Here is a 21,743-nt window from a genome sequence, read left to right on the forward strand (position 1 = left end):
CTCGTCCGGCATTCGTCCGGGCGAGTACTGTTTCGGAGATGGACGATGATCGTTCAAAAATCCCCCTATCCCTACTGGTTCGTGATGCCGGCCGCGGTGGTGTTCAGCGTGTTGTTCCTTGCCCCGACGCTCGCATCGCTCTGGTTCAGCCTGACGCGCTGGGACCTGTTTTCGGCGCAGTTCATCGGCCTTGAGAACTACCGGCAGTTCCTCAGGGAACCCTTTCTGATCCAGGGCCTGATCAACACGGTGATCTATGCCTTTGCGACCTCTGCCACGAAATCCGTGTTTGGCCTGCTGCTCGCGGTCCTGCTGACCTCCGGCATCTGGGCGCAGGGCTTTTTGCGCGCCGTGATCTTCTTTCCCGTGCTGGTCTCCACGATCGGTGTCGGCATCACCTTCTCCGTGCTGATGCACCCGACCAACGGCGTCATCAACGTGGCGCTTTCCGCAATCGGCATCCCCGGTCCGGGCTGGCTGACCGATCCGGCCCTCGCGCTCTATTCAATCATCCTCGTTGACTTCTGGAAGGGGCTCGGGCTTGCAACGCTCATCTATATCGCGGGCCTGGCCTCCATCAGCCCGGATTATTACGAGGCCGCTCGCATTGATGGCGCAACCCGCACGCAGATGTTTTTCCGCGTCACCGTTCCGCTTGTGCGCCCGGCAACCGTAACGGTCGTGACGCTGTCGCTGATCGGCGGCCTCAGAAGCTTCGACCTCATCTGGGCCATGACCCGTGGCGGCCCCGGCTTTTCCTCGGATGTGCTGGCAAGCGTCATCTACAAGCAGTATCAGGCAGGGTTTTACGGTCTATCGACGGCCGGCAACGTGATCCTGTTTCTTCTGATCGGCCTGATCATCCTGCCCATGACGGCCTGGTTCAATCGCAAGGAGGTGGATCTGTGACGCGGCGACAATTCTACACCGGCGTGATCTCGCTTGCGGTTGCAGGCGTGATCTTTATCCTGCCCTTCGTGTTTGTTCTTCTCACGGCCGTCAAGACGAAGCAGGACGCTGCGTTGCTGACCTTCAGCTGGCCGGTGGAATGGCACTTCCTGGACAACCTCACCGAAGTCCTCAGGACGCGCAACTACATGTTGTTGCTGGCCTATTTCAACTCCACCGTCATCACCGTCTGTTCCGTGACGCTGCTCGTCCTTTTCGGCGCGATGGTGGGCTATGTCTTGCAGCGACGCCCTTCCGGCTGGAACAAGGTGATCTATGCCTTCGTGCTGGCCGGTCTGATGATCCCGCCAGCCGTGGTTCCGACCATCTGGATCCTGCAGTCCGTTGGGTTGTTCAAGACGCTGACCGGCATGGTGTTCATCCAGGTAGCCTACGGGCTCGCCTTCTCGGTTCTGCTGTTCCGAAGCTTCATTGCCACGATCCCGCGCGATCTTGACGAGGCGGCAATCATCGACGGCGCAAAGCCCTGGCAGATCTTTTTCAGGGTCATCCTGCCGCTGCTGAAACCGGTGACCGTCACCGTCATCGTCGTCCAGTCGATCAGCATCTTCAACGATTTCACCAATCCGCTCTATTACCTGCCGGGGCGCGAAAACGTCACGGTGCAGCTGACCCTCTATAATTTCCAGGGTCAGTTCCAGACCCAGTTCAACCTGCTGTTCATGAACATTCTTCTGGTCACCATTCCGCCGCTGATCGTCTTTGTCTTCTTCAACAGGCAGATCGTGGCCGGCATGACGGCCGGTGCCGTGAAAGGATAATACCATGGCGAAAGTCGTGCTTGAAAACATCCGCAAGAGCTTCGGCAGCCTCGATGTCATCAAGGGCATCGACCTTGCGGTAGAAGACGGGGAGTTCTGCGTGTTTGTCGGCCCCTCCGGCTGCGGGAAATCCACCCTCCTGCGCATGATTTCCGGGTTGGAAACCTCCAGCGACGGCCGCATGCTGATCGGCGACAGGGATGTCACGCATGCAGAACCCTCGCAACGCGGGATCGCCATGGTCTTCCAGTCCTACGCGCTCTATCCGCATCTGACGGTGCGCGACAACATCGGTTTCGGTTTGTCTCTGGCCGGGCGCCCGAAGGCGGAAATCGCGGCGAAGGTGGAAAAGACCGCCGAGACGCTGCAACTTACCCATCTGCTGGATCGCAAGCCGAAGGCCCTTTCAGGCGGGCAGCGCCAGCGGGTGGCAATCGGCCGTGCCATCATTCGCGACCCCAAGGTTTTCCTGTTCGACGAGCCGCTCTCCAACCTCGATGCAGCGCTTCGCTCCCAGATGCGAATGGAACTGACCGACCTCCACGCACGGCTCGGTGCCACCATGATCTATGTTACCCATGATCAGGTGGAGGCGATGACCATGGCGGACAAGATCGTGGTGCTGAATGCTGGCCGGGTGGAACAGGTCGGCTCGCCCATGGAGCTCTACAACAGGCCGGCAAGCCCATTCGTTGCGGGCTTCATCGGCTCGCCGAAGATGAACCTCTATGAAGGGGCGATCGCCGCTGCAGAGGGATGCACCACCTACGGCATCCGCCCCGAGCATCTCAGCATGTCGACCAGTGAAGGCAAATGGAAAGGTACCATCCGGCATATCGAGCGGCTCGGTGCCGATACCGTGCTCTATCTTGATCAGCCGGACCTGATGTCCATCGTCGTGCGGGTTCCCGGAGATGCGGAGCTTGCCCTGCGGCAGGAGATCTTTGTCACCCCAGTGCCCGGCAAGGAACACCGCTTCTAAGCAAGGTCCCAACCCGCCCGCTCAGTTTCCATCGTCGTCGTCCTTCAGCCCGATCCGGTTTCCCTCCGACCGGTCGCGGTGAAGGGCAGCGCGTGCGAGCAGGATCAGCGTGATGGGGGTTGTCAGCGTCACGAAGATGCCGATCAGGATTTCGTGCAGGACGGGGCGCGAGCCGGCGACCGAGAAGTAGATGATCGAGGCGAGCATCACACCGCCGACACCCCAGCTGGTTCCGAGCGTCGGGGCATGCAGGCGCTCGTAAAAGGTCGGCAGACGCAGGAAACCGATCGCCCCGATCAGCGTCAGCATTGCCCCGACGATGAGCAGGACGGATACGATGATCGCCACCCATAGCGGCAGATCTGCAATGGACATCATCATTCGATCACCTCTCCGCGCATGAGGAACTTGGCCAGCGCCACGGTCGCGACGAAGCCGAGCAGGCCGATGACCAGAGCTGCCTCGAAATAGATCAGGCGTCCGCTGCCGATGCCGAAGGTGACGAGCAGCAGCATGGCGATGATATAGACGGTATCGAGCGCAATGATGCGATCCTGCGCGCGTGGACCGACGAAGATGCGCACGGCCGCCACCATCAGCGCGATGGCGAGCAGGATCTTGGCCAGAGAGACGGCGGTGAACAGAATGATTGCGCTCATTCGATGATCTCCAGCAACAGGCTTTCATATCGCTGCTTGATGGCCGCGACCCATGCCTCCTCATCGACAAGGTCGAGGACGTGGATCAGCACCGTCTTCTGGCGGCTGTCATAGGCAAGCCAGGCGGAACCCGGCGTGCTCGTCAGGATCACGGACATGGCGGCCAGCGCCACCGGATGCTCGATCTCGAGTGGGATGGTGATGAAGGCCGCGGTGTGCGGCCGCCGTTTTCCCCTGAGGATGAGCAGCGCCACGGCGGCATTGGAGCGAAGGATGTCGACCATGACCCGGAAGGCGAGAATGGGCAGGAGATGCCACTTGCGGATCTTCGGTTTCTCCGGCCTCAGTGCCGCCAGTGCCCAGCCCGCAAACACTGCAATCAAGGTTCCAAGCAAAAGGTGGCCGAGCGTGAAGGCGTTGAGCGTGAGCCACATCACGATCAGGCTGACGGTGAGAAGCGGATAGGGAATCATAACGAACCTCCCGCCTTCGCACCGGTTCCAGGTCCCCAGCCCTCGATCACCACTGCATTGCGCACCGCATCGATATAGGCGGCCGGATTGGCAAGGGTGCGGATTGTGGCGTCCATGTAGCGCATGACAGGCCCGGCCTCGATGGTCAGAAGCAGCGTCAGCGACAGCAGGAACATCACCGGCACCACCTCCACCACCAACACGCGGGGCACGGTGCCTTCGAGCGAGCCCCAGAAGGTGCGGATGCCGGCGCGCGTCATGGCAATCAGGGCGGCGATGCCGGAGAAGATCACCAGCACGATGAGCGTCCAGACGGCTGCTCCCGGCGTGGTGCCGATCGAGCCGGTGCCCATCATGGCAGACAGCATGGCAAACTTGGCGATGAAGCCGGAGAGCGGCGGCAGGCCCGAAAGCAGGATACCGCAGGCGGCAAAGCACACCCCGAGAATGGCCATGGTGCCGGGCATGGTGACCCCCTCGCCTTCCGCCATGTCATGCTCCTCACCGTCGCCATAGGCCTCCATGGTGACGGCCAGAACGTTGGCGCCGGCATCCTGACCCCGCTCGACCAGTTCGATCAGCATGAAAAAGGCGCCGATCGTCAGCGTGGAGCTGACGAGATAGAGCAGCGCACCGGAGGACACGATACCATCGTTGATGCCCAGCACCATCAGAAGCGTGCCGGAGGAGACCAGCACGGAATAGCCGGCGAGCCTGCCCAGCGCCTGCGAGGCAAGCACGCCGATGGTGCCGAAGACGAGCGTCGCAATGCCGCCGAAGAGAAGGACGTCCGCCCCGAAGCCGGCAGAGGGACCGCTGCCGAACAGCAGCATGGTGAGCCGCAGGATGACATAGATGCCGACCTTGCTGAGGATGGCAAACATGCCGGCAACCGGGGCAGAGGCGGCGCTATAGGCGCCCGGCAGCCAGAAGCAGAGCGGCCACATGCCGACCTTGATCAGGAAGGCAACCCCGAGCACGCCCGCGCCCGCCTCCATCAGCATCAGCCGGTCCGGCTCCATCTGCGGCATGCGCAGCGCAAGATCGGCCATGTTCAGCGTGCCGGCGGTGCCATAGATCAGGCTGACGCCGATCAGGAAGAACAGGGCGGCCACGAGGTTGACGGCAATATAGTGCATGCCGGCCTTGACGCGCAGCGTGCCGGTGCCGTGCAGCAGCAGACCATAGGATGCGGCCAGCATCACCTCGAAGAAGACGAAGAGATTGAACAGGTCGCCGGTCAGGAAGGCGCCGTTGACGCCGACCAGCAGCAGTTGGAACAGGCTGTGGTAATGGGCGCCCACCGCATGCCAGCGGGCGAGCGCGAAGACATGCGACGCGACGGCCAGCAGGGAAGCAAGGAGCAGCATCAGCGCCGACAGTCCGTCGATGACAAGCACGATGCCGAAGGGCGCCGCCCAGTTGCCGAGCAGGTAGACATTCTCGAAATCGTTCGGCCCGCTCTCGATGCGAAACAGCACGACGGCATTCATCGCAAGGAGCAGGATGGAGACGAGGCTGATCAGCGCTTTGGTGGTGCGGTTGCGCTCGTCGATCAACAGCAGCAGTGCTGCGGTTGCCATTGGCAGCAGGATCGGCGTGATGATGAGGTGATGGGACCATGACATCATGGCTTCTCGTTCCTCCCGTCGACATGGTCGTTGCCGGTCAGGCCGCGTGCGGCGAGAAGCACGACGAGAAAGAGCGCCGTCGTGGCAAAGCCGATGACGATGGCGGTCAGCACCAGTGCCTGCGGCACGGGATCGCTCAACGTGCTGGCGAGCACCCCGCCCTCCAGCACCGGCGGCCGGTTGCTCTTGACGCCGCCGACCCCGAAGATGAACAGATTTACCGCGTAGGACAGCAGTGAAAGCCCGACGATGACCTGATAGGTGCGTGGCCGCAGGATCAGCCAGACGCCGCAGGTGGTCATCACGCCGATTGCGATGGACAGAACGAGTTCCATTACGCCTCCTCCCGCCTGGCCGCTTCGATTGCGCGCAGACGATTGATGCGGATCGACTGGTGGGCAAGCGCGACGAGGATCAGAACCGTCGAGCCGACGACCAGCGCGAAGACGCCGAGATCGAACAGCAGCGCAGTTGCTGCCGGTATCTTTCCAATCAGCGGCAGTTCCAGATAGCGGAAATGCGAGGTGAGGAAGGGGTAGCCGAGCAGCCATGCGCCGGCGCCGGTGGCCGTTGCCGTCAGGATGCCGGCTCCCATCCAGCGCAGCGGCAGGATGCGGATGCGATCTTCCGCCCAGCGCGTGCCACCTGCGAGATATTGCAGCAGGAAGGCGATCGACAGCGTGAGGCCGGCCGAGAAGCCGCCGCCCGGCATGTCGTGGCCGCGAATGAACAGGTAGACCGCAAACATCAGGATGACCGGGAACATCCACTGCATCAGCACGGATGGAACGAGCAGGTAGTCGCGGACCATATCGCCCGGCGAACGCTCCGGCTGCTCCTCGTCGAAACGGTTCTGGATCTGCTGCTGCTCCGGCATTTCCATGCTGTCGGGCGCCGGGCGGAAACGGCGCAGGAGGGCATAGACGGTGAGGCCGACGATGCCGAGCACGACAATTTCGCCCAGCGTATCGAAGCCGCGGAAGTCCACGAGGATGACGTTGACGACGTTGCGGCCGCCGCCCTGCGCATAGGCGTTCTCGAGGAAATAGGTCGCAATGGCATCAGGCACGGGAATGGTCATCACGGTAAAGGCCACCACCGTCATGCCGACGCCGCAGGCGACCGCCAGCAGCAGGTCGCGGAACCGGCGGAACCGGCTGCGCAGCGTCATCACGTCGCCGAGGTCAGGGTTGCGCTTCGGCAGCCAGCGCAGGCCAAGCAGGATGAGAACCGTCGTGACGATCTCCACCAGAAGCTGGGTGATGGCCAGGTCCGGCGCCGATAGCCACACGAAAGTAAGGCAGACGACAAGTCCGACGCCGCCCAGCATCACTAGCGCCGCCAGTCGATGGTACTTGGCGTAGACGGCGGCGCCGATCGCCAATGCCATGCCGATCATCCAGATCAGCACGAAAGCCGGATCGATCTGCGAGAAGACGATGGGGCGACGTTCGAAGCCGGCGAGATAGAGGGGCAGCAGGCCAGCCGTAAACCCGATGGCGACGATCCAGCGCAACTGCGGCTGCAGGTTGCGGGTTCCGAGCCGGCTTTCTGCCAGCCTCGCCCAGCGCCAGGAGACGGTGACGAGCACGCGTTCGAAAATGCGCTGGCCGCGCAGGCGGCGGAAATAGGGGGGGCCATCCTCGGATGTCGCCAGATAGCGGCGGAGCGCCATGTAAAGCAGGGTGCCGCCGACGAGCGCAACGAGGCTCATGATCAACGGCACGTTGAAACCATGCCAGATGCTGAGGCTGTAGTCCGGCGTCCGGGCTCCGAGCACGCTGGCGACCGCTGTCTCCAGGAACGGGCCGATCGACAGGGCCGGAACGATGCCGACGATCAGGCAGACCACCACCAGGATTTCGATGGGAAAGCGCATCCAGCGGGGTGGTTCGTGCGGATGAGGCTTTGGCAGATCGACCGGCGGCGGGCCGAAGAAGACGGTATGGATGAAGCGCAGCGAGTAGGTGACGCTGAAGGCGCCGGCCAGCGTCGCCACATAGGGCAGGATACGGTCGAGCACCGAATCCGCATGGGTTTCCACGGCTTCCGCAAAGAACATTTCCTTGGAGAGGAAGCCGTTCAGCAGCGGCACGCCGGCCATGGCGGCACTTGCGACCATCGCAAGCGTCGCGGTCGCCGGCAGGAAGCGGAAAAGGCCGCTCAGCTTCTGCATATCGCGCGTGCCGGTCTCGTGATCGATGATGCCCGCGGCCATGAACAGCGACGCCTTGAAGGTGGCGTGGTTCAGCATGTGGAAGATGGCGGCGACGGTGGACAGCGGGCTGCCGAGGCTGAGCAGCGTGGTGATCAGTCCGAGATGGCTGATGGTGGAATAGGCAAGCAGGCCCTTCAGATCCCGCTGGAACATGGCGAAGAAGGCGCCGAGCAGCAGCGTCAGCATGCCGGCAAGCCCGACCAGAAAGAACCATTCATAGGTTCCGGACAGCACCGGCCAGAAGCGGACGAGCAGAAAGACGCCGGCCTTCACCATGGTTGCGGAATGCAGGAAGGCCGAGACCGGGGTCGGCGCCGCCATCGCGTTCGGCAGCCAGAAATGGAAGGGAAACTGCGCGCTCTTGGTCAGCGCCCCGAGCAGGATGAAGACGAGCGTCGGCAGATAGAGCGGATGGTTGCGGATCGCATCGCCCGACGCAAGGATCGTGTCGAGATCGTAGCTTCCGACGATGTGACCGAGCAGCAGCATGCCGATCAGCAGGCAGAAGCCGCCAATGCCGGTGACGGTGAGCGCCATGCGAGCTCCGTCACGCGCGGCTGCGCTGCTGTGCCAATAGCTGATCAGCAGGAAGGAGAAGATGCTGGTCAGCTCCCAGAAGATCGACAGCAGGATGATGTTGCCGGAGATGAGGATGCCGAGCATCGCGCCCATGAAGGCGAGCAGGAAGGAGAAGAAGCGCGGAATTGGATCGTCGTCGCCCATGTAATAGCGCGCATAGAGCACCACGAGAAATCCGATGGAGGTGACCAGCATGGAAAAGATCCAGGCAAAGCCATCCATCCGCAGGGAAAAGTCGAGGCCGAACTGCGGCAGCCATTCTGCATGGAAACGCAGCACGTTTCCGTCCGTCACATAGGGATAGGCAAGCGCTGACAGGCCTACGCTCGAAAGGGCCACCACACCGGCGAGAAAGACCGGCAACTGACGGGACGTGGTATTGAGGATGAAGGCGGATGCAAGGCTGCCCAGAAACGGCACCGCCAGAAGCAGAACGAGCAGAAAGGGGGCTGACGTTATCCCAAGCCATCATCCTCCATGATGAAATGCACAGGCCGCAGGCGAAAACACCGGCAGGCTGGAAATGCGTTGAAAAATGCCCTAAATGGCTAGCATTGATGTATATGGGCAGTTTGCAGACATGGGTCAACCCACGAGCGATGCAATTTTGTCACCCGCGCTGTGTCGGGCGGCGCGCGGTTATCTCGACTGGACTCAGGCGGATCTGGCCGAGCATTCGGGGGTGTCCCGCAGCACGATCCGTGACTTTGAAGGCGGTCGTCATCCGATCCATCGGTCGACGGAGGCACAGCTGCGTCTTGCCTTCGAACGTTCGGGCATCGCCTTCATGCGGGCGGATTGCGCCTGCGTCGGTGTCTATGCCGACAAGTGACGTCACGACGGGTGCCTCTGCCGCCCTTGCCCTTTGAAAGATAGAAGCCCCTCCGCGACGAGCGTGGAGAGGCTTTCGCTGTCATGACAGCCTGTCGCCGACGGCAAATAATGGATGTCAGTCGAAGATCGCGACCGCACGGCACCAGCCGGCGGAGCCACCCTTGATCTTGACCGGGAGGCAGGAGACGGTGAAACCGGTGGCTGGCAGATCGGCAAGACGCGTCAGCTTCTCCATATGCATGAAGATGCCCTCGCGGCCAGCCTTGTGCCCCTCCCAGATCAGCCCCGCATCCCTGGTTTCCGCAAAGCGATGGGCCGTCACGGGAAAGGGCGCATCCCAGGACCACGCATCGGTGCCGGCAATGTGGATACCCTGCTCCATCAGCCAGAGCGTCGCCTCGCGGCCGATGCCGCAGCCGCGACCGAGATAGTCCGGCCGGCCATAGGCGGCGCCGGCCGCCGTATTGACCAGCACGATATCGAAGGGCTGGAGCGTGTGTCCGGTCGCCTTCACTGCGGCCTCTACGTCGGCAGCCGTTGCGACATAACCATCCGGCAGATCGCGGAGGTCGAGCTTGACACCGGGCCGGATGCACCAGTCAAGCGGCACTTCATCAATGGTCCAGGCACGGGCGCCCTTGTTCATGGTGGAGGCGAAATGCCAGGGAGCATCGAGATGCGTTCCGGCATGGGCAGTAAGGCTCAGATGCTCGACTGCCCATCCTTCAGCGCCCGGCACTTCGGCAATGTCCAGACCGGGAAAGAAGCGCAGCACTTCCTCGGCCCCTTCCGTGTGGCTGGTATAGCGGATGGTTGGCCCCAGCCCTGGCGGGTCGGCGGGCACGTCGTTTTCAATCGCAACGGACAGGTCGATAATGGTCATGTGGGTCAGTCTCCGGAAAGGGCGGCCACGGCCAAGGCGTCGAGGTCGGCGTCGGCGCAAAAGCCGAGGGAAAGGGCGGGCGTCGCATCAAGCGGCGGCATGGCGCCGAAGATCTGCCTCAGGCGCTCGTCATGCCCCCAGCGGATCAGGAAGGGTTGCCCGGTGACGCGCGACACCGCCTCGGCGACAGCGGCAACGGTTGCACTGAGAACCGGCGGCTGGACGACGCTCTTGCTTTCTGTCCCGGTCCTCGCGGCATGCAGCAAAGCCGTCACTGCCGCCGATCGCGACATCCACCAGCAGGTGCTTTCTGCGGGAACCGGGCAGTCATAGGCCTCGCCCGCTGCCACGCGATGGAAGATCTGGCTCATGAAGGCCGAACCATGGCCGCTTTCGCTTGCCGGTCTTGCCACAATGCCTGGAAACCGCAGGCTGATGGCGGAAAGCTCACCCCGGCGTCGGAGGTCGGACAACAGGATTTCCGTCATCCGCTTGTGGGCGCCATAGGTCATGTCCGGTGACAGGGGCGTTTCCTCCGTCACCGTCCGGCCGCCAAGAGCGCCATAGACTGCAATCGACGACGCGAAGACGAAACGGCAGCCCGGCTTTCGCGCTGCCGCCTCCCGCGCGAGCGCCAGCGGCGCCAGCAGATTGGCGGCGAACCCGAGCTCTTGTTCCTTTTCGGCCAGGGCGCCTGGCACGCTTGCGAGATGGAATATCAGATCGAAGCCGGGCTCGAGCAGTTCCTCGAGAAAGGCAGCTGCGGAGAGGTCGCCGCTCCTTTGCTGCATCCCCGGCGAAGCGACGGTGGAAAAGGTCCGATCGGTCAGAACGATTGCCTTGGCATCGGGATAGACGTCGGGCAGCCGTGCGACGAGCCCGCGTCCGAGGAAACCCTCCGCCCCGGTGACGAGAATGCGCATCAGGCCTTCACCACACTCTGGTCGATGATTCCGAACGGCGCGGAGCCATCCGGCAGGCGGGCTTCCATGCGCACGCGATCGCCCCAGGTCAGGAAGGGCGTGCGCGCAGCCCCTTCGTCCAGCAGTTCGATCACCCGGATCTCGGAAATACAGGAGGAACCGGCTGCGCGATCGGCATTCGAAACCGTTCCCGATCCGAGGATGGTCCCGGCTGAAAGCTTTCTGGTATCGGCGCAGTGGGCAATCAGTTCGCCAAAGGAGAAGTGCATCTCGCGGCCATTGGCGCGGCCCACTTCGCGGCCATTGATTTCGACATGCAGCGCAATTCCGACGCGGCCATTGTGCCAGTAAGGTCCAAGTTCGTCCGGTGTGATGGCGACCGGGGCAAAGGCGGTCGAGGGTTTTGCCTGAAGAAAGCCAAAGCCCGCCCGCATTTCGCGCGGGCCGACGGCGCGCAGGGACCAGTCATTGATCTGCACGAGAAGGCGAATATGTGCTTCGGCCTGCTCGGCGCCCGTGCGCATCGGCACCTCCGACAGGACCACGCCGAATTCGCCCTCCATGTCGATCCACAGCGCGTCGTCCGGGAACTCGACATCTGCCAGGGGGCCGCGAAAATCATCGCTCGCACCCTGATAGACGAGCGGGATAGTCTCGAAATCCGGATTTTGCGGTGTCTTGAATGCCTCTTCCATCAGGCGGCCGTGGTTGAGGAAGGCCGAGGCATCCAGCCATTGCGGTGCGCGCGGCAGGGGCGCAAGGCAACGCTCCGGCTGGAAGCGTGTCGCAAAGGGCTCCTCGCCCGCATTCAGACGGGCGTAAAGTGCCTCCAGATCGGGCGATACCATATCCCAGTCATCGAGGGCTGCCTGGAGGGTTGGCGCGATGCCGGTTGCAGGAATGGCGATGGTGAGATCGCGCGATACAACCCAAAATTGCCCGTCGCGGCTTCCGTCGTGATAAGTGGCGAACTTCATGGAGACCTCGTTCGGCCCTTTGCGGGGCCTTGTCTGCTGGTTATTGGCGCTGCCGGGCGTCAGTGCCCGGCAAGCTGTTCTGCAAGGGCCGGATCGTATGTGCCGGACACCAGCACAAACAGCATCCGGCACGGCGCGCCGGAGCGATTGGCCCAGGCATGGTTGGTGCCGCGCTGGATGACGACCGAACCCGGCTTCAACAGCACTTCGTCATCATCCAGAATCAGTGTCATTTCACCATCGATCACGATGCCGTAGTCAATGGATTCCGTGCGATGCATCAGCGGATGCGGAGAATGTTCCCTGACCGTCGAGGCTGCACGGTCGCCAATCTCCTCGAAGGCATCGCCCATGCGTGCGCTGCCGTTCTGTAGAAAATCCTCGGTATCGGGAGGAATGTCCACGAAGCGGATCCGGGTGCCGCCCGCAGGCGGGGGAAGGACCAGGGGGCCCGTGGTCGGATCGGGCCCGTTGTCGACGCGCGCCGGGCTTTCGCCGGTTGCCCAGACCTCGTGGAAGACGGTGCCGGGGATGGCCGCCAGTTCCACGACGGTCGGCAAGGGGCCGACCTCGCTGAGGGCGGAGCGGCCATCTTTCGTGTGTCCGGTGATGATCCGGGTGATCGGGGGGAATTGACTCATGCGATCTTTGCCTTGGTGAAAAAGCCTATGGCGATAGCGGCGACGACGACAGCGGCCATGCCCAGCGCTTCGAAGCCCAGGTTTTCACCCAGTGCGCCGCCGACAATGGGGCCGAGGGCAGCACCGACCATCAGCGTCGCGGGGGTTGCTGCGGTTGCGCGTCCGGTGGGGTCCAGCGTGGCCAGTCGTCCGAAAGCGAAGGTATGGGTGAAGATCTGTACGGCCACGAAGACGGCGGCGGCCGGTGCCCACACCGCGAACAGCGTGGCGCTGGTCACGATCACGGCCAGAACGGCCTGGATCGCCGGGCCGATCTGGGTGACGAGCGGCGCCGACACGCGCGTCTGGAGCAGAGCTGCCAGCGGGGAAGGCACGAAAAAGTTCACGAAACCCAGCGCAATCAGCGCCGCCAGGACATGCTCCGGTTCGAAGCCGCGTCCCTTGCCGATGACCTCCACAAAGGAAAAGACCATGGACTGGTTGAAGGTCATGATGCTGATGCCGAAGATGGTGAGCCATGTGGCACGGCTGAAGGGGCTTTTGTCATGGCGGATGCGGCTGGTGGGATTGCTGAACAGAAAGCCGCAGGCAAGAGCCGCGATCACCATGATGCCGCCGAACACCTGAAACAGCACTGGACCGCCGCGAACGATCAGAAGCTGCGGGATTGCCGCCAGGAGAATGATGGCGAACAGGCCGATGGCAATGCCGGCAAAGGCAAACAGACGATGCGGATTGGCAGCCTGTCCCATGGTCCCGTGAATGATCGACAGGGCCGTGCCCGCCGAGATGCCTGCGATGAGATGCAGGAGGGCGAGCATCGCAAAGCCGGACTGGGTGGAGGCAATGAAGAAGGCGAGTGCGGTGATGGCAAAGCCCAGGGTCGAAAGCAGCTTGTGGTTCAACTGATTGAAGCGGGGGGCAATGCTGGCACTCGCTCCGACTGCTCCCAGCAGGAAGAGAGTGGCCAGTGCGCCAGCCTCCTGCGGGCTGAAGCCGTAGCGCTCGACCAGCGCCCCGACCCAGACGGGAAGTGCTACGAGATCGAGCATTCCCGCACAATGGCCGATGACGAGTGCGACCGATCCGGCCACACCGAATTTCTGTCCTGACATTCACGCTCCTCCGATGGTTCTGCGCCAGGGCAAGGGCGGGCGACCTCCTCAGTCGCCGCGCCGGCGCGATGTCTGTTTCAGATGGCTTCCGCAAGCGTCTTCATGGAAGCCTGCATGATGGCTGCGTGCTCTTCCCTGCTGCCGCCATGGATTTCGATATCGGCGAGACGACCGGAGTTCTCCACCACCATCCGGCACCGCTCCCAGCGGCGTGCCTCGAAACCGGAAAGCGCAGACAGGATATCCTCTGCTGCGGCCAGTTCTTCCGCGAGCACCATGGCATCCTCAATGCCGATGCAGGCGCCTGCGGCCAGATGTGGCGTGGTTGCATGCACGGCGTCGCCGATCAGCACGACGCGGCCGTTCGACCAGGGGCGCGGCAGAAGCATCTGCTCCAGCGGGCGATAGACGATCTGATGCTCCGACGAGAGTTCCGCTGCGATCGTACGGATGATGGGGGAGGAAAAGCGCTCCAGCAGGCCGCGCAGGGTTTCCACGAAGGTTTCCGGCGCCACGAAATCGTTGGTCGCGCGATCCTCCGTGAGAAACAGATAGGCCTGATCCTTGCCAACGCCGTTCAGGCCGACCTTGACGGTCGGTCCCATCCACATGGCAACCGTGTTGATACCGGCCGGCTTCGGCAGCACGGCCCGCCAGACCGACTGGCCGATGAAGCGGGGCTTCGGCGCGTGCGGAAACATTTTTGCCCGTACGGCGGAATAGAGCCCGTCCGCGCCGATCACCAGATCGTAGCGGCCTTCGGTGCCGTCGTTGAAGTGTACCGTCACGCCGTCTGCATCCTGATGCAAATCGGTGAAGGTGATGCCAAGCCTGACGCGCGTGCTGGACGCCCGCACGGCGTCGGACAGCATCTTGGCAAGCGCCGGGCGCATGATGCCGCCACCGCCGGGAATGTCGGGACCGGCGACGCGCGGCGTCGGTAGTGTCACGAGCACCCGGTCGTCCGGCCCGCGCATCTCCACACCGTCGCTGGCAAAACCCTCTTCGAAGAAGCGGTCGATCAGCCCGAGTTGCTTGAGCACGCGAAGCGTCGAGCCATGCAGGCTGATACCGGCACCATAGGAGCGCCAGCCCGCATCGATTTCCACCAGATCCACGGCAAAGCCGTTGCGGGAAAGCTGGAGCGCGGCCGTCATGCCGGCAAAGCCGCCGCCGATGATCAGCACGGTCTTGATATGCGAATTCATGTCAGATCTCCTCCGTGGGACCGGCGACGAAAACGTCCCCTTCATCTCCCACCACGATATTGACGCGTGTCAGTTGCTGCCCGAGGCATGGGCCAAGGATGCACTGCCCTGTTTCCATGTCGAACAGGGCATGGTGCGAGTGGCAGGTCAGGTGTGTCTTGTCGCCGTTCATATAGGCGTCGGTTTTCCACGCCATTGGTGTTCCGGTTGAGTAATGCGGGCAGGCGTCACGCCAGGCATGCAGAACGCCGTTGCGCCTGAGCACGATGATCTTGCGGCGGGAACCGGCGAGAGGCCCGAAGCCGCGCGCCTCCCCCTCGCCGATGTCCGAGGCACGACAGAGCAGATACCGGGTCTCCGTATGCTGCAGGAGTGCCGTCGGATCAGACATGCAGTTCCCTCAGCGACAGCGACATACGTTCTGCATCCGCCAGATAGTCCTTTTCCACCATGGACTGCAGCAGCCGCGTGCGATCAAACACCTGATCGCGCAACCAGGCGAGCGGCTTCGGCATCCGGTGGAAGACATTGCCAAGCTTGCGGGCAAACTCGACCTGATGGTTGCAATACGCGACCCGATCCGCTTCGAAGGTGCCGATGGCGCGATCGACGGCGGCGCGATCGGTCAGATCGGCCTGCCCCAGCGCGCGCGCCAGGAAATAACCGTCCTCGATGGCCATGCCCATGCCGTAGGCTGCATAGGGGGAAACGGGATGGACGGCATCGCCCAGACAAACCACTCTTCCGTTGGACCACTTGGAGAGCGACGGACGGTTGTAGACCTCCCAACGGAAGATCTGCCTGGCGAAATCCGTGCGGTCGGCAAACAGGTTCATCGGATAGGCAAAAGGTGCCAGAAGCTTGCGCACGTGCTGCTCCGGATCCACTGGTGGTGTGGCATCGGCCGAGGATTTCTCGACGATCCACCACTCGAAACCGGGCTTTCCGCCATGCTTCATCGGAAAGTAACTTGCCTGCACCTCACGACCGTGATGGAGAGCGCCGATGTCCTTCGGAAGTTCCGGAATGTCTTCGCACCATGCAAGCCAGACGCGCAGGCCGACATGGAACAGGTTCAGTGGTCCGAGAGCCTGTTCCGAAACCTTGGAGCGGATGCCATCCGCGCCGATCAGAAGGTCGACGGCAACCTGATTGCCATTGTCGAACTTCACGATGATTTCGTTGCCACGTTCTTCATAGGCGCTGAAGCGGTGGCCTGGCGTGATCACCGAGGGGTCGAGCGCATTGAGCGCCTCGAGCATCTTGGCATAGGCAGACGATCGCAGGATGCCGTAGTGCCATCCCTCGATGCCCATTGCCCTTTCGACGTCCCGGTTGAACGGCAGGTCGACGCGAACCTCGCCCTTCGGATTGCGAAACTGTACCCGCGTCTTGAGGCCGAAATTGTTGATGACGTCGATGCCGTAGTTCCGAAGCACCGCCAGAACCGGCACCGACAACAGTACGGCCCCGCCGAGTGGCTTCGGCTCCGGATTCTGCTCATAGAGCCTGACGTCGTAGCCGGCCTTTCGAAGGGCGATTGCTGCCGATACGCCCCCCGGCCCTGCGCCAACGATTGCGACACGTTTTCCGGTTCGCTGTTCCAAATTCCATCCTCCCAGTCTTTTCAATCCGTGCCGGTGCACTCCTCCCAGAGTGCGTCAGTGCTTGGCCCCTGGGGGTGGACCGCCGGGGGCCCACTTCTCGCGCATTTCGAAGAGAACGATCTGTGAGGCTTCCGCACCCATGGGCGCCTCCCGCGCCACCCAGGTGTCATCATGCTTGTCCATGTCGGCGTCGTATTCGAAGTGGCAGCCAAGCGGGCTGTTGAAATACCAGAACCAGTTCGATCCGAACTTGTGGCGACCGGGCCCCCAGAAGCTCTGGTAACCCTTCTTGACGAAGCGGGTGCCGGCAACCATCAGCTCGGTCGGCCCGCCCATGTGGAACGCCAGGTGCTCGCATCCCTTCATGTATTCCGGCGTGCGGATGAAGAAGAGCGTGTGGTGATCGTCATTGGCCCTTGGTCGCAGGAAAGGACCGGCGCCGGTCAGAACGTCGGTGATGACGAAGCCGAGGCGATCGCAATAGAAGCGGGCCGCGATTTCGATATCCGGGACGAAGAGCACGACGTGGCTCAGTGTTCGCGGCAGAGCGGGCATTTCTTCCCACACGCCGATCTCGTTCGGACGGCGCTGGGCGGGAGCGCCGGGAGCATTGATCTTTTCCGCGGGCATGTCGAGTTCACGGCGGATCGTGACCTGGAACTTCAATTCAAAGCCGTGGTCGTCCTTGAACTCGATCGAACCGTCCGAAAGGCGTGTGACGCGGCGGTCGCGACCGAGTTCCGCTTCAATCGCATCGAGATCCTCGGCGGCGCGAACGCCATAGACCTGCTGGCGCAGCATGTTGGACGTCGGCAGCGGGGGCGGCAGCGTCGGGTCTGCCTTGTGGCGGACGATGATGCCGGTACCATCCAGCGTCTCGAAAAGTCCGCCGCTCTCGGTGACATTCACCGGCTTCAGCCCCCAGGCCGTCAGATATTCCGTGCAGGCAGCGACATCGTCGACACCGAAGATGAGGTAGTCAGGACCGATGATGTTCATGATAGCAATCCTTGGGATCAGTGCCGGATCAGCCGGCGTTGAGAACATATTCGCGGGCAATCGCGATCGAGATGTTTCCCTGCCCGGCGGTCAGATGATGGCGGATGGCGTCACGACAGGCCTGCGCAAATCCGATCGCGGCCGTCTCGTCAGCCAGCAGGAAGATATCGATCGCCTTCACCGGTGAAGGCACCGCAGGGACGCAGCGGCTTTGGCCGAGAAGAGCGCTTGTGCTGTCACCCAGCGCCTCCGTCAGGGCCGCAATGACAGGTGCATCAGCATGCCAGAACAGGAACACTTTCACGCGGCCGGCCGCGGGGTGCTCCGGAGCATGCGTGATCTCTTCATGCACGGGGATGCCGACGACCCGCTCCGGATCGACCATGTTGGGCTCGTCCGGCAGGAGGTGCGTCCTGTAGTGGTCGGTTTCCCGTCCAGCCTTCAGCGTGGCAATATCTGGTGCCCAGATTTCCGTCACGAAATCGAGACCAAGGGCAAAGGGTTCCGCCTGTCCTTCCCCGCCGGGAAAAATGCCGTCGAAGACATGGTTCTGGACATAGCGTCGCGGCGCCTTCTCAGGCTCGGCAGCGATGTAGTCAAGGACCAGCTTGCCGTGCACCTCCTTCATGTGGTGGCGATGCTCCGCCAGCGTCTGGCCACGCTTGCGACGGCCGGCCATCAGGATCTTGAAACTCATGCCTTGCCTCCCCTGGCGGTACGTCCGCCAAGAATCTCGGCCACCCAGTCGGCGATGTAGGCGCCTGCATTGGCGGAATTGTCGAAGCTGGAATGCTGCACGCCGCCGGTGCGCTCGTCGAAGATCTTCAGCTCGCGCTTCGGGCTGTTGACCAGCTGGTCGTAGGTGGCATGTGCCCATTGCAGCGGGATCTGGCTGTCCTTTTCGCCGTGCGTGACGAGGAAAGGTACGCGGATGCGGTCGAGGATCCCGTTCAGATGAACCTTTTCGGCGATGGTCATGAAATCGTCCATGTCCTTGGCGCCCCAGACCCACATCACATGGCTCCAGTAATGCGGCACCGGGAAATTGCCTTCGCGGGCAAGACGCTTCTTCTGCACATCGCGCCAGTCGTGATTGGCGCCCCAGACCACTCCGCAGGCAAAGCGCGGCTCGAAGGCCACTGCGCGCGGGCAGTAGTAGCCGCCGAGAGACACACCTTCCATGCCGATGCGCTTCGGATCCACGTCGGGTCTGGTTTCCAGCCAATCGACCACGCGCGAGGCCCAGTGCTCGCTGTCGAAGCGGGCGGTCAGACCCTGCAGGCGCAGTGCTTCACCCGTGCCGGGCTGGTCGACGATGAGCGAGGCGACCCCGCGCTTGGCAAGCCAGGTTGGCAGGCCGACCAGAAACTTCATCTCCTTGGTGCTGTCGAGGCCATTCACCTGCACGAGCAGGGGGGCCGGGCCATCGACGCCTTCGGCCGGCACATAAAGCGCCGACAGATGCGTCCCCTCATAGGGGATTTCCACGCGGCGGCAGGGCGAGCCCGACAGATCCAGCCCCTTGGCGAAGGCCGCAAGGAAACGCTGATAGAGCGCAACGCGACCTTCGGAGCCGTGGGCAAGCAGGCGCTCGGCTGTCAGCATGTAATTGGCGGCGCGGATCAGCTTTTCACCGGCAGAGATCAGGCGGCCGCGTTCCTCGTCTTCTTGCGCGAGAGAGACGAGCTTGTCGGCCATGCGGATCCAGGTTTCACGAAATGCCTGCGTGCCTGCGGCGTCCGGCGCCTTCGCTGCGTCCTGCAGCGGCGCGCACATTTCCTCGATCTCTCCCATCCGGGCACCCATTTCGATCGACAGGTTGACCGAAAGGTTCCAGACGTAATTGGTGGGAAAGTACTTGAACATTGGGTCTCCTCGAACGCGCCACCCGGGCGATGCTGTCGACGGGAGAACCATCGCGCAGGACGTCCTGCGCCCTGCCTCGATATCTCCTCCCCGAACGGAGACTTAACGAACATCAATCTGTTTACAAAATTGCTTCGATGAATGATTTGTATTGATGGAGTGAATACAAAGGAGGGTGCAGGCATGCGCTTCAAGAATCTTGATCTCAATCTGCTCGTGGCGCTCGACACGCTGATCCGGATGCGCAATGTCAGTCGCGCCGCAGAAGAAATGTTCATCACGCAGTCGGCCATGAGCAATGCGCTGGGACGTTTGCGTGACTATTTCGATGATCCCCTGCTCATTCAGGTCGGCCGCTCGATGGAACTGTCGCCGCTCGCAGCCTCTCTCGAGGAGCCCCTGCGCGACATTATCGTGCGTATCGAGGCTGCAGTGGTCTCAACGCCGTCCTTCGATCCGGGGGAAGCGACTCGCAGCATCGGACTCGTGGTATCCGATTACATGCTGCATACGATCATGCCGCCGCTTCTCGAACTGGTGACCGCGCGCGCGCCCGGAATGCAGATCCATTTCCGTGCCCAGCAGAATTTCCCCCACATCCTGCTGGAGCGTGGCGAGGCGGATCTACTGGTGGCGCCAAGCCTGTTCTGTTCCACGAACCACCCGTCGGAGGTGCTGTGGGAAGACCCGCTCTGTTGCGTCATCGATGCCGCTTCCAAGCTTGAGGGTGATCGCCTTTCCATGGAGGATTTCCTTGCTTCGGGGCATGTGGTGATGCGGCCTCCGAACGGAGGAGAAAGCTATGCCGAGCGTATCTGTCGCGAGGTCGGCTTGCGGTTTCGGGTCGAGGTGACCACCTTCTCATTCTCTTCCCTGCCGTTGCTGGTACGCGGCACTCCACGAATCGCGGTTGTGCAGCGCAGCCTCGCCAGCCCTATCCTCCGGCTCGGAGGCGTGCGACTGATGGAGCCCCCTGTGGTGCTGCCGCCGCTTGAGCAATCCATACAGTGGCACAGTCACCGTGTGCGCGATCCAGCTTTGATGTGGATGCGCGAGCAGATGCATGAGGCGGTCCGTCTCGCTACCCGGCGAATGCAGGAGGCGGAGGCATTTGCGTGTGCTTCTGCGTAAATACAGCCTGGCGCTAGTATTTATGGTGTGAATGGCAAGCATTGCGAATGACGATTTTACATTCGTCAAATGCAGCCCTAGTGACGGGGAAAGGGCGTTCGCTGGGCATATCGGGAAAGAGGATACCAGCAGGACGGATCGGAGGGGTGGGGAGGTCGTTCCGGCAGGAGGTCGGGATCGACATATGCCCAGCAGAGGGCAAGACCACAGGACAATCAGGAATAACGGGCTTGCCGCTGCTGGCGGTGGCATGTGCTTTCCTTTGCCTTCCATCCGTCCGCACCGGCGATGAGCGGGGACGCAGGGGCTTTGCGGCTGGATCCACCGATGGTGGTGTCTCAGCCGTGTTCTTGAGGAGGATGGAATGAGCTTACGTAATGCTTTGAAATGTCTGCTGCTTGGCACCGGGCTTGCGGGAATGTGGCTGTGTGGCGCACAGGCGGCCGAAAACGGCAACACCCAATACTCACCGGGCGCGCCGCAGTTCTTTGCCGGTGGAATTCCTCCCTTCCCCGGTCTGTATTTCCTGTCTCAGACCAGCTATTTCACGGCCGATCGAACCAATGATTCCGACGGTGACCGTATACCGATCGATTTCAAGGTACGTGCCGCGGCCGAGACGTTGCGCTTCCTCTATGTGAGTGACGTCAAGGTCGGCGATGCCCAATTGTGGGGCCAGCTGGTGGTTCCGCTCGTGCACCTCGATCTTTCGCTCCCCTTCGGCGAGGACAAATCAACCGCTCTTGCCGACATTTCCTCCTCGATTGGCCTTGTCTGGCATCCGGACCAGAAGCAGGCGTTTATCGTGGGGGTCGATGTGGCTATGCCAACCGGCCAGTATGATACCTCCGACATTGCCAATATCGGAGTGAACCACTGGTCTTTCCAGCCCACGATCGGCTATCACTACACGGACCCCCAGGGGCTTGAGATCGGGACAACAGCGCGCCTGATCTTCAATACGAAGAACACCGATACGGACTACCGCTCTGGCACGGAACTGGTCATCGACTATGCTGTCGGCTGGAATTTCGGACCCTGGCGCCTCGGCGCGGTGGGCTATTATCTGCAGCAGTTGACGGATGATACCGGTCCGGGCGCGGCTGCCGACGGGCACCGCGGCAGGGGTTTTGCGATTGGCCCTTCCGTCACCTACACCTTCAACCCGGGCCTGCAGGTGAGCGCCTCGTGGCAGCACGATCTTGTCGCGGAAAATCGGGCCCAGGGCGATACGGTCTGGGTAAACTTCGCGACCAAGTTCTGACGGCGGGAAACACGCAAGAAACG

The 21,743-nt window shown here is 62.3% G+C and carries 23 protein-coding genes; 6 read left to right on the forward strand and 17 right to left on the reverse strand.

The genetic code is table 11. The annotated features are described in order from the left end of the window. Positions 1-45 precede the first annotated feature (45 nt). From FNA46_RS05615 to FNA46_RS05625, 3 genes are read left to right on the forward strand one after another with little or no spacing between them, the layout of a single operon-like run. Complete coding sequence (locus FNA46_RS05615; RefSeq protein WP_143124125.1) at positions 46-909, forward strand: carbohydrate ABC transporter permease; 864 nt, start codon at positions 46-48, stop codon at positions 907-909. Continuing rightward, positions 906-1,730, forward strand: coding sequence for a carbohydrate ABC transporter permease (locus FNA46_RS05620; protein WP_143124126.1), 825 nt, complete (start codon positions 906-908; stop codon positions 1,728-1,730). Before FNA46_RS05615 ends, FNA46_RS05620 begins: the two co-directional genes overlap by 4 nt. Before the next feature lie 4 nt (positions 1,731-1,734). After that, complete coding sequence (locus FNA46_RS05625; RefSeq protein WP_143124127.1) at positions 1,735-2,712, forward strand: ABC transporter ATP-binding protein; 978 nt, start codon at positions 1,735-1,737, stop codon at positions 2,710-2,712. Between the two features lie 21 nt (positions 2,713-2,733). Here FNA46_RS05625 and mnhG read toward each other — a convergent pair whose 3' ends face one another. Genes mnhG through FNA46_RS05655 form a run of 6 tightly spaced genes read right to left on the reverse strand, consistent with a single transcriptional unit; the run spans position 2,734 to position 8,731 of the window. Beyond that, complete coding sequence (gene mnhG / locus FNA46_RS05630) at positions 2,734-3,093, reverse strand: monovalent cation/H(+) antiporter subunit G (protein WP_425468673.1); 360 nt, start codon at positions 3,091-3,093, stop codon at positions 2,734-2,736. Continuing rightward, entirely contained in the window at positions 3,090-3,371 is a 282-nt protein-coding gene (locus FNA46_RS05635) for a K+/H+ antiporter subunit F (protein WP_143124128.1), read from the reverse strand. Before FNA46_RS05635 ends, mnhG begins: the two co-directional genes overlap by 4 nt. Next, on the reverse strand, positions 3,368-3,844 hold the full coding sequence (locus FNA46_RS05640) for a Na+/H+ antiporter subunit E (protein WP_143124129.1): 477 nt from the start codon (positions 3,842-3,844) through the stop codon (positions 3,368-3,370). Before FNA46_RS05640 ends, FNA46_RS05635 begins: the two co-directional genes overlap by 4 nt. Then, on the reverse strand, positions 3,841-5,475 hold the full coding sequence (locus FNA46_RS05645; protein ID WP_143124130.1) for a monovalent cation/H+ antiporter subunit D: 1,635 nt from the start codon (positions 5,473-5,475) through the stop codon (positions 3,841-3,843). Before FNA46_RS05645 ends, FNA46_RS05640 begins: the two co-directional genes overlap by 4 nt. Beyond that, positions 5,472-5,810: a Na+/H+ antiporter subunit C gene (locus FNA46_RS05650; protein ID WP_143124131.1), complete on the reverse strand. Its 339-nt coding sequence runs from the start codon at positions 5,808-5,810 to the stop codon at positions 5,472-5,474. The genes FNA46_RS05645 and FNA46_RS05650 overlap by 4 nt, the downstream gene beginning before the upstream one ends. Beyond that, entirely contained in the window at positions 5,810-8,731 is a 2,922-nt protein-coding gene (locus tag FNA46_RS05655) for a monovalent cation/H+ antiporter subunit A (RefSeq protein WP_143124132.1), read from the reverse strand. Before FNA46_RS05655 ends, FNA46_RS05650 begins: the two co-directional genes overlap by 1 nt. 121 nt (positions 8,732-8,852) lie before the next feature. Here FNA46_RS05655 and FNA46_RS05660 point away from each other — a divergent pair, with 121 nt between their 5' ends. Beyond that, a complete protein-coding gene (locus FNA46_RS05660) occupies positions 8,853-9,104 on the forward strand; it encodes a helix-turn-helix domain-containing protein (protein ID WP_425468674.1) in 252 nt (83 codons plus the stop codon). 117 nt (positions 9,105-9,221) lie between these two features. Here the strand turns inward: FNA46_RS05660 and FNA46_RS05665 are convergent, their stop codons facing one another. From FNA46_RS05665 to FNA46_RS05715, 11 genes are all read right to left on the reverse strand, one after another. Next, positions 9,222-9,989, reverse strand: a complete 768-nt coding sequence (locus FNA46_RS05665) for a cyclase family protein (protein ID WP_143124134.1) — start codon at positions 9,987-9,989, stop codon at positions 9,222-9,224. Between the two features lie 5 nt (positions 9,990-9,994). Then, positions 9,995-10,912, reverse strand: coding sequence for an NAD-dependent epimerase/dehydratase family protein (locus FNA46_RS05670; protein ID WP_143124135.1), 918 nt, complete (start codon positions 10,910-10,912; stop codon positions 9,995-9,997). Beyond that, entirely contained in the window at positions 10,912-11,889 is a 978-nt protein-coding gene (locus FNA46_RS05675) for a fumarylacetoacetate hydrolase family protein (RefSeq protein ID WP_143124136.1), read from the reverse strand. The genes FNA46_RS05670 and FNA46_RS05675 overlap by 1 nt, the downstream gene beginning before the upstream one ends. A 59-nt stretch (positions 11,890-11,948) precedes the next feature. Continuing rightward, on the reverse strand, positions 11,949-12,530 hold the full coding sequence (locus tag FNA46_RS05680; RefSeq protein ID WP_143124137.1) for a cupin domain-containing protein: 582 nt from the start codon (positions 12,528-12,530) through the stop codon (positions 11,949-11,951). After that, the gene (locus FNA46_RS05685) at positions 12,527-13,645 is read right to left on the reverse strand and encodes an MFS transporter (RefSeq protein ID WP_143124138.1); all 1,119 of its coding nucleotides are present in this window, start codon (positions 13,643-13,645) and stop codon (positions 12,527-12,529) included. Before FNA46_RS05685 ends, FNA46_RS05680 begins: the two co-directional genes overlap by 4 nt. 77 nt (positions 13,646-13,722) lie before the next feature. After that, positions 13,723-14,853 (reverse strand): FAD-dependent oxidoreductase, encoded by a 1,131-nt coding sequence (locus tag FNA46_RS05690; protein WP_143124139.1) that lies wholly within the window; start codon positions 14,851-14,853, stop codon positions 13,723-13,725. 1 nt (position 14,854) lies between these two features. Continuing rightward, positions 14,855-15,244, reverse strand: a complete 390-nt coding sequence (locus tag FNA46_RS05695) for a Rieske (2Fe-2S) protein (protein WP_143124140.1) — start codon at positions 15,242-15,244, stop codon at positions 14,855-14,857. Continuing rightward, positions 15,237-16,460: an FAD-dependent oxidoreductase gene (locus tag FNA46_RS05700; protein ID WP_210245859.1), complete on the reverse strand. Its 1,224-nt coding sequence runs from the start codon at positions 16,458-16,460 to the stop codon at positions 15,237-15,239. The genes FNA46_RS05695 and FNA46_RS05700 overlap by 8 nt, the downstream gene beginning before the upstream one ends. A 54-nt stretch (positions 16,461-16,514) precedes the next feature. Beyond that, entirely contained in the window at positions 16,515-17,459 is a 945-nt protein-coding gene (locus tag FNA46_RS05705; protein WP_143124141.1) for a VOC family protein, read from the reverse strand. Between the two features lie 28 nt (positions 17,460-17,487). Continuing rightward, complete coding sequence (locus FNA46_RS05710; protein WP_210245860.1) at positions 17,488-18,156, reverse strand: EthD domain-containing protein; 669 nt, start codon at positions 18,154-18,156, stop codon at positions 17,488-17,490. Continuing rightward, positions 18,153-19,325, reverse strand: coding sequence for an alpha/beta hydrolase family protein (locus FNA46_RS05715; protein WP_143124142.1), 1,173 nt, complete (start codon positions 19,323-19,325; stop codon positions 18,153-18,155). The genes FNA46_RS05710 and FNA46_RS05715 overlap by 4 nt, the downstream gene beginning before the upstream one ends. Before the next feature lie 183 nt (positions 19,326-19,508). Between FNA46_RS05715 and FNA46_RS05720 the strand changes: the two genes are divergently transcribed. Further along, on the forward strand, positions 19,509-20,456 hold the full coding sequence (locus tag FNA46_RS05720; protein ID WP_185969742.1) for a LysR substrate-binding domain-containing protein: 948 nt from the start codon (positions 19,509-19,511) through the stop codon (positions 20,454-20,456). Between the two features lie 364 nt (positions 20,457-20,820). Then, on the forward strand, positions 20,821-21,720 hold the full coding sequence (locus tag FNA46_RS05725) for a SphA family protein (protein WP_143124144.1): 900 nt from the start codon (positions 20,821-20,823) through the stop codon (positions 21,718-21,720). The last annotated feature ends 23 nt before the right edge of the window (positions 21,721-21,743 follow it).

It is taken from the genome of Affinirhizobium straminoryzae (assembly GCF_007004135.1).
Taxonomy (GTDB): domain Bacteria; phylum Pseudomonadota; class Alphaproteobacteria; order Rhizobiales; family Rhizobiaceae; genus Neorhizobium; species Neorhizobium straminoryzae.

Excerpts from the sequence above, each read along its gene's own strand:
- FNA46_RS05670 (WP_143124135.1), bottom strand. The coding sequence starts at position 10,912 with ATGCGCATTCTCGTCACCGGGGCGGAGGGTTTCCTCGGACGCGGGCTC.
- FNA46_RS05685 (WP_143124138.1), bottom strand. The coding sequence starts at position 13,645 with ATGTCAGGACAGAAATTCGGTGTGGCCGGATCGGTCGCACTCGTCATC.
- FNA46_RS05615 (WP_143124125.1), top strand. The coding sequence starts at position 46 with ATGATCGTTCAAAAATCCCCCTATCCCTACTGGTTCGTGATGCCGGCC.
- FNA46_RS05625 (WP_143124127.1), top strand. The coding sequence starts at position 1,735 with ATGGCGAAAGTCGTGCTTGAAAACATCCGCAAGAGCTTCGGCAGCCTC.
- FNA46_RS05690 (WP_143124139.1), bottom strand. The coding sequence starts at position 14,853 with ATGAATTCGCATATCAAGACCGTGCTGATCATCGGCGGCGGCTTTGCC.
- FNA46_RS05715 (WP_143124142.1), bottom strand. The coding sequence starts at position 19,325 with ATGTTCAAGTACTTTCCCACCAATTACGTCTGGAACCTTTCGGTCAAC.
- FNA46_RS05695 (WP_143124140.1), bottom strand. The coding sequence starts at position 15,244 with ATGTCTGATCCGACGGCACTCCTGCAGCATACGGAGACCCGGTATCTG.
- FNA46_RS05645 (WP_143124130.1), bottom strand. The coding sequence starts at position 5,475 with ATGATGTCATGGTCCCATCACCTCATCATCACGCCGATCCTGCTGCCA.
- FNA46_RS05680 (WP_143124137.1), bottom strand. The coding sequence starts at position 12,530 with ATGAGTCAATTCCCCCCGATCACCCGGATCATCACCGGACACACGAAA.
- FNA46_RS05635 (WP_143124128.1), bottom strand. The coding sequence starts at position 3,371 with ATGAGCGCAATCATTCTGTTCACCGCCGTCTCTCTGGCCAAGATCCTG.
- FNA46_RS05660 (WP_425468674.1), top strand. The coding sequence starts at position 8,853 with ATGGGTCAACCCACGAGCGATGCAATTTTGTCACCCGCGCTGTGTCGG.
- FNA46_RS05650 (WP_143124131.1), bottom strand. The coding sequence starts at position 5,810 with ATGGAACTCGTTCTGTCCATCGCAATCGGCGTGATGACCACCTGCGGC.
- FNA46_RS05665 (WP_143124134.1), bottom strand. The coding sequence starts at position 9,989 with ATGACCATTATCGACCTGTCCGTTGCGATTGAAAACGACGTGCCCGCC.
- FNA46_RS05720 (WP_185969742.1), top strand. The coding sequence starts at position 19,509 with ATGCGCTTCAAGAATCTTGATCTCAATCTGCTCGTGGCGCTCGACACG.
- FNA46_RS05705 (WP_143124141.1), bottom strand. The coding sequence starts at position 17,459 with ATGAACATCATCGGTCCTGACTACCTCATCTTCGGTGTCGACGATGTC.
- FNA46_RS05725 (WP_143124144.1), top strand. The coding sequence starts at position 20,821 with ATGAGCTTACGTAATGCTTTGAAATGTCTGCTGCTTGGCACCGGGCTT.
- mnhG (WP_425468673.1), bottom strand. The coding sequence starts at position 3,093 with ATGATGATGTCCATTGCAGATCTGCCGCTATGGGTGGCGATCATCGTA.
- FNA46_RS05710 (WP_210245860.1), bottom strand. The coding sequence starts at position 18,156 with ATGAGTTTCAAGATCCTGATGGCCGGCCGTCGCAAGCGTGGCCAGACG.
- FNA46_RS05675 (WP_143124136.1), bottom strand. The coding sequence starts at position 11,889 with ATGAAGTTCGCCACTTATCACGACGGAAGCCGCGACGGGCAATTTTGG.
- FNA46_RS05640 (WP_143124129.1), bottom strand. The coding sequence starts at position 3,844 with ATGATTCCCTATCCGCTTCTCACCGTCAGCCTGATCGTGATGTGGCTC.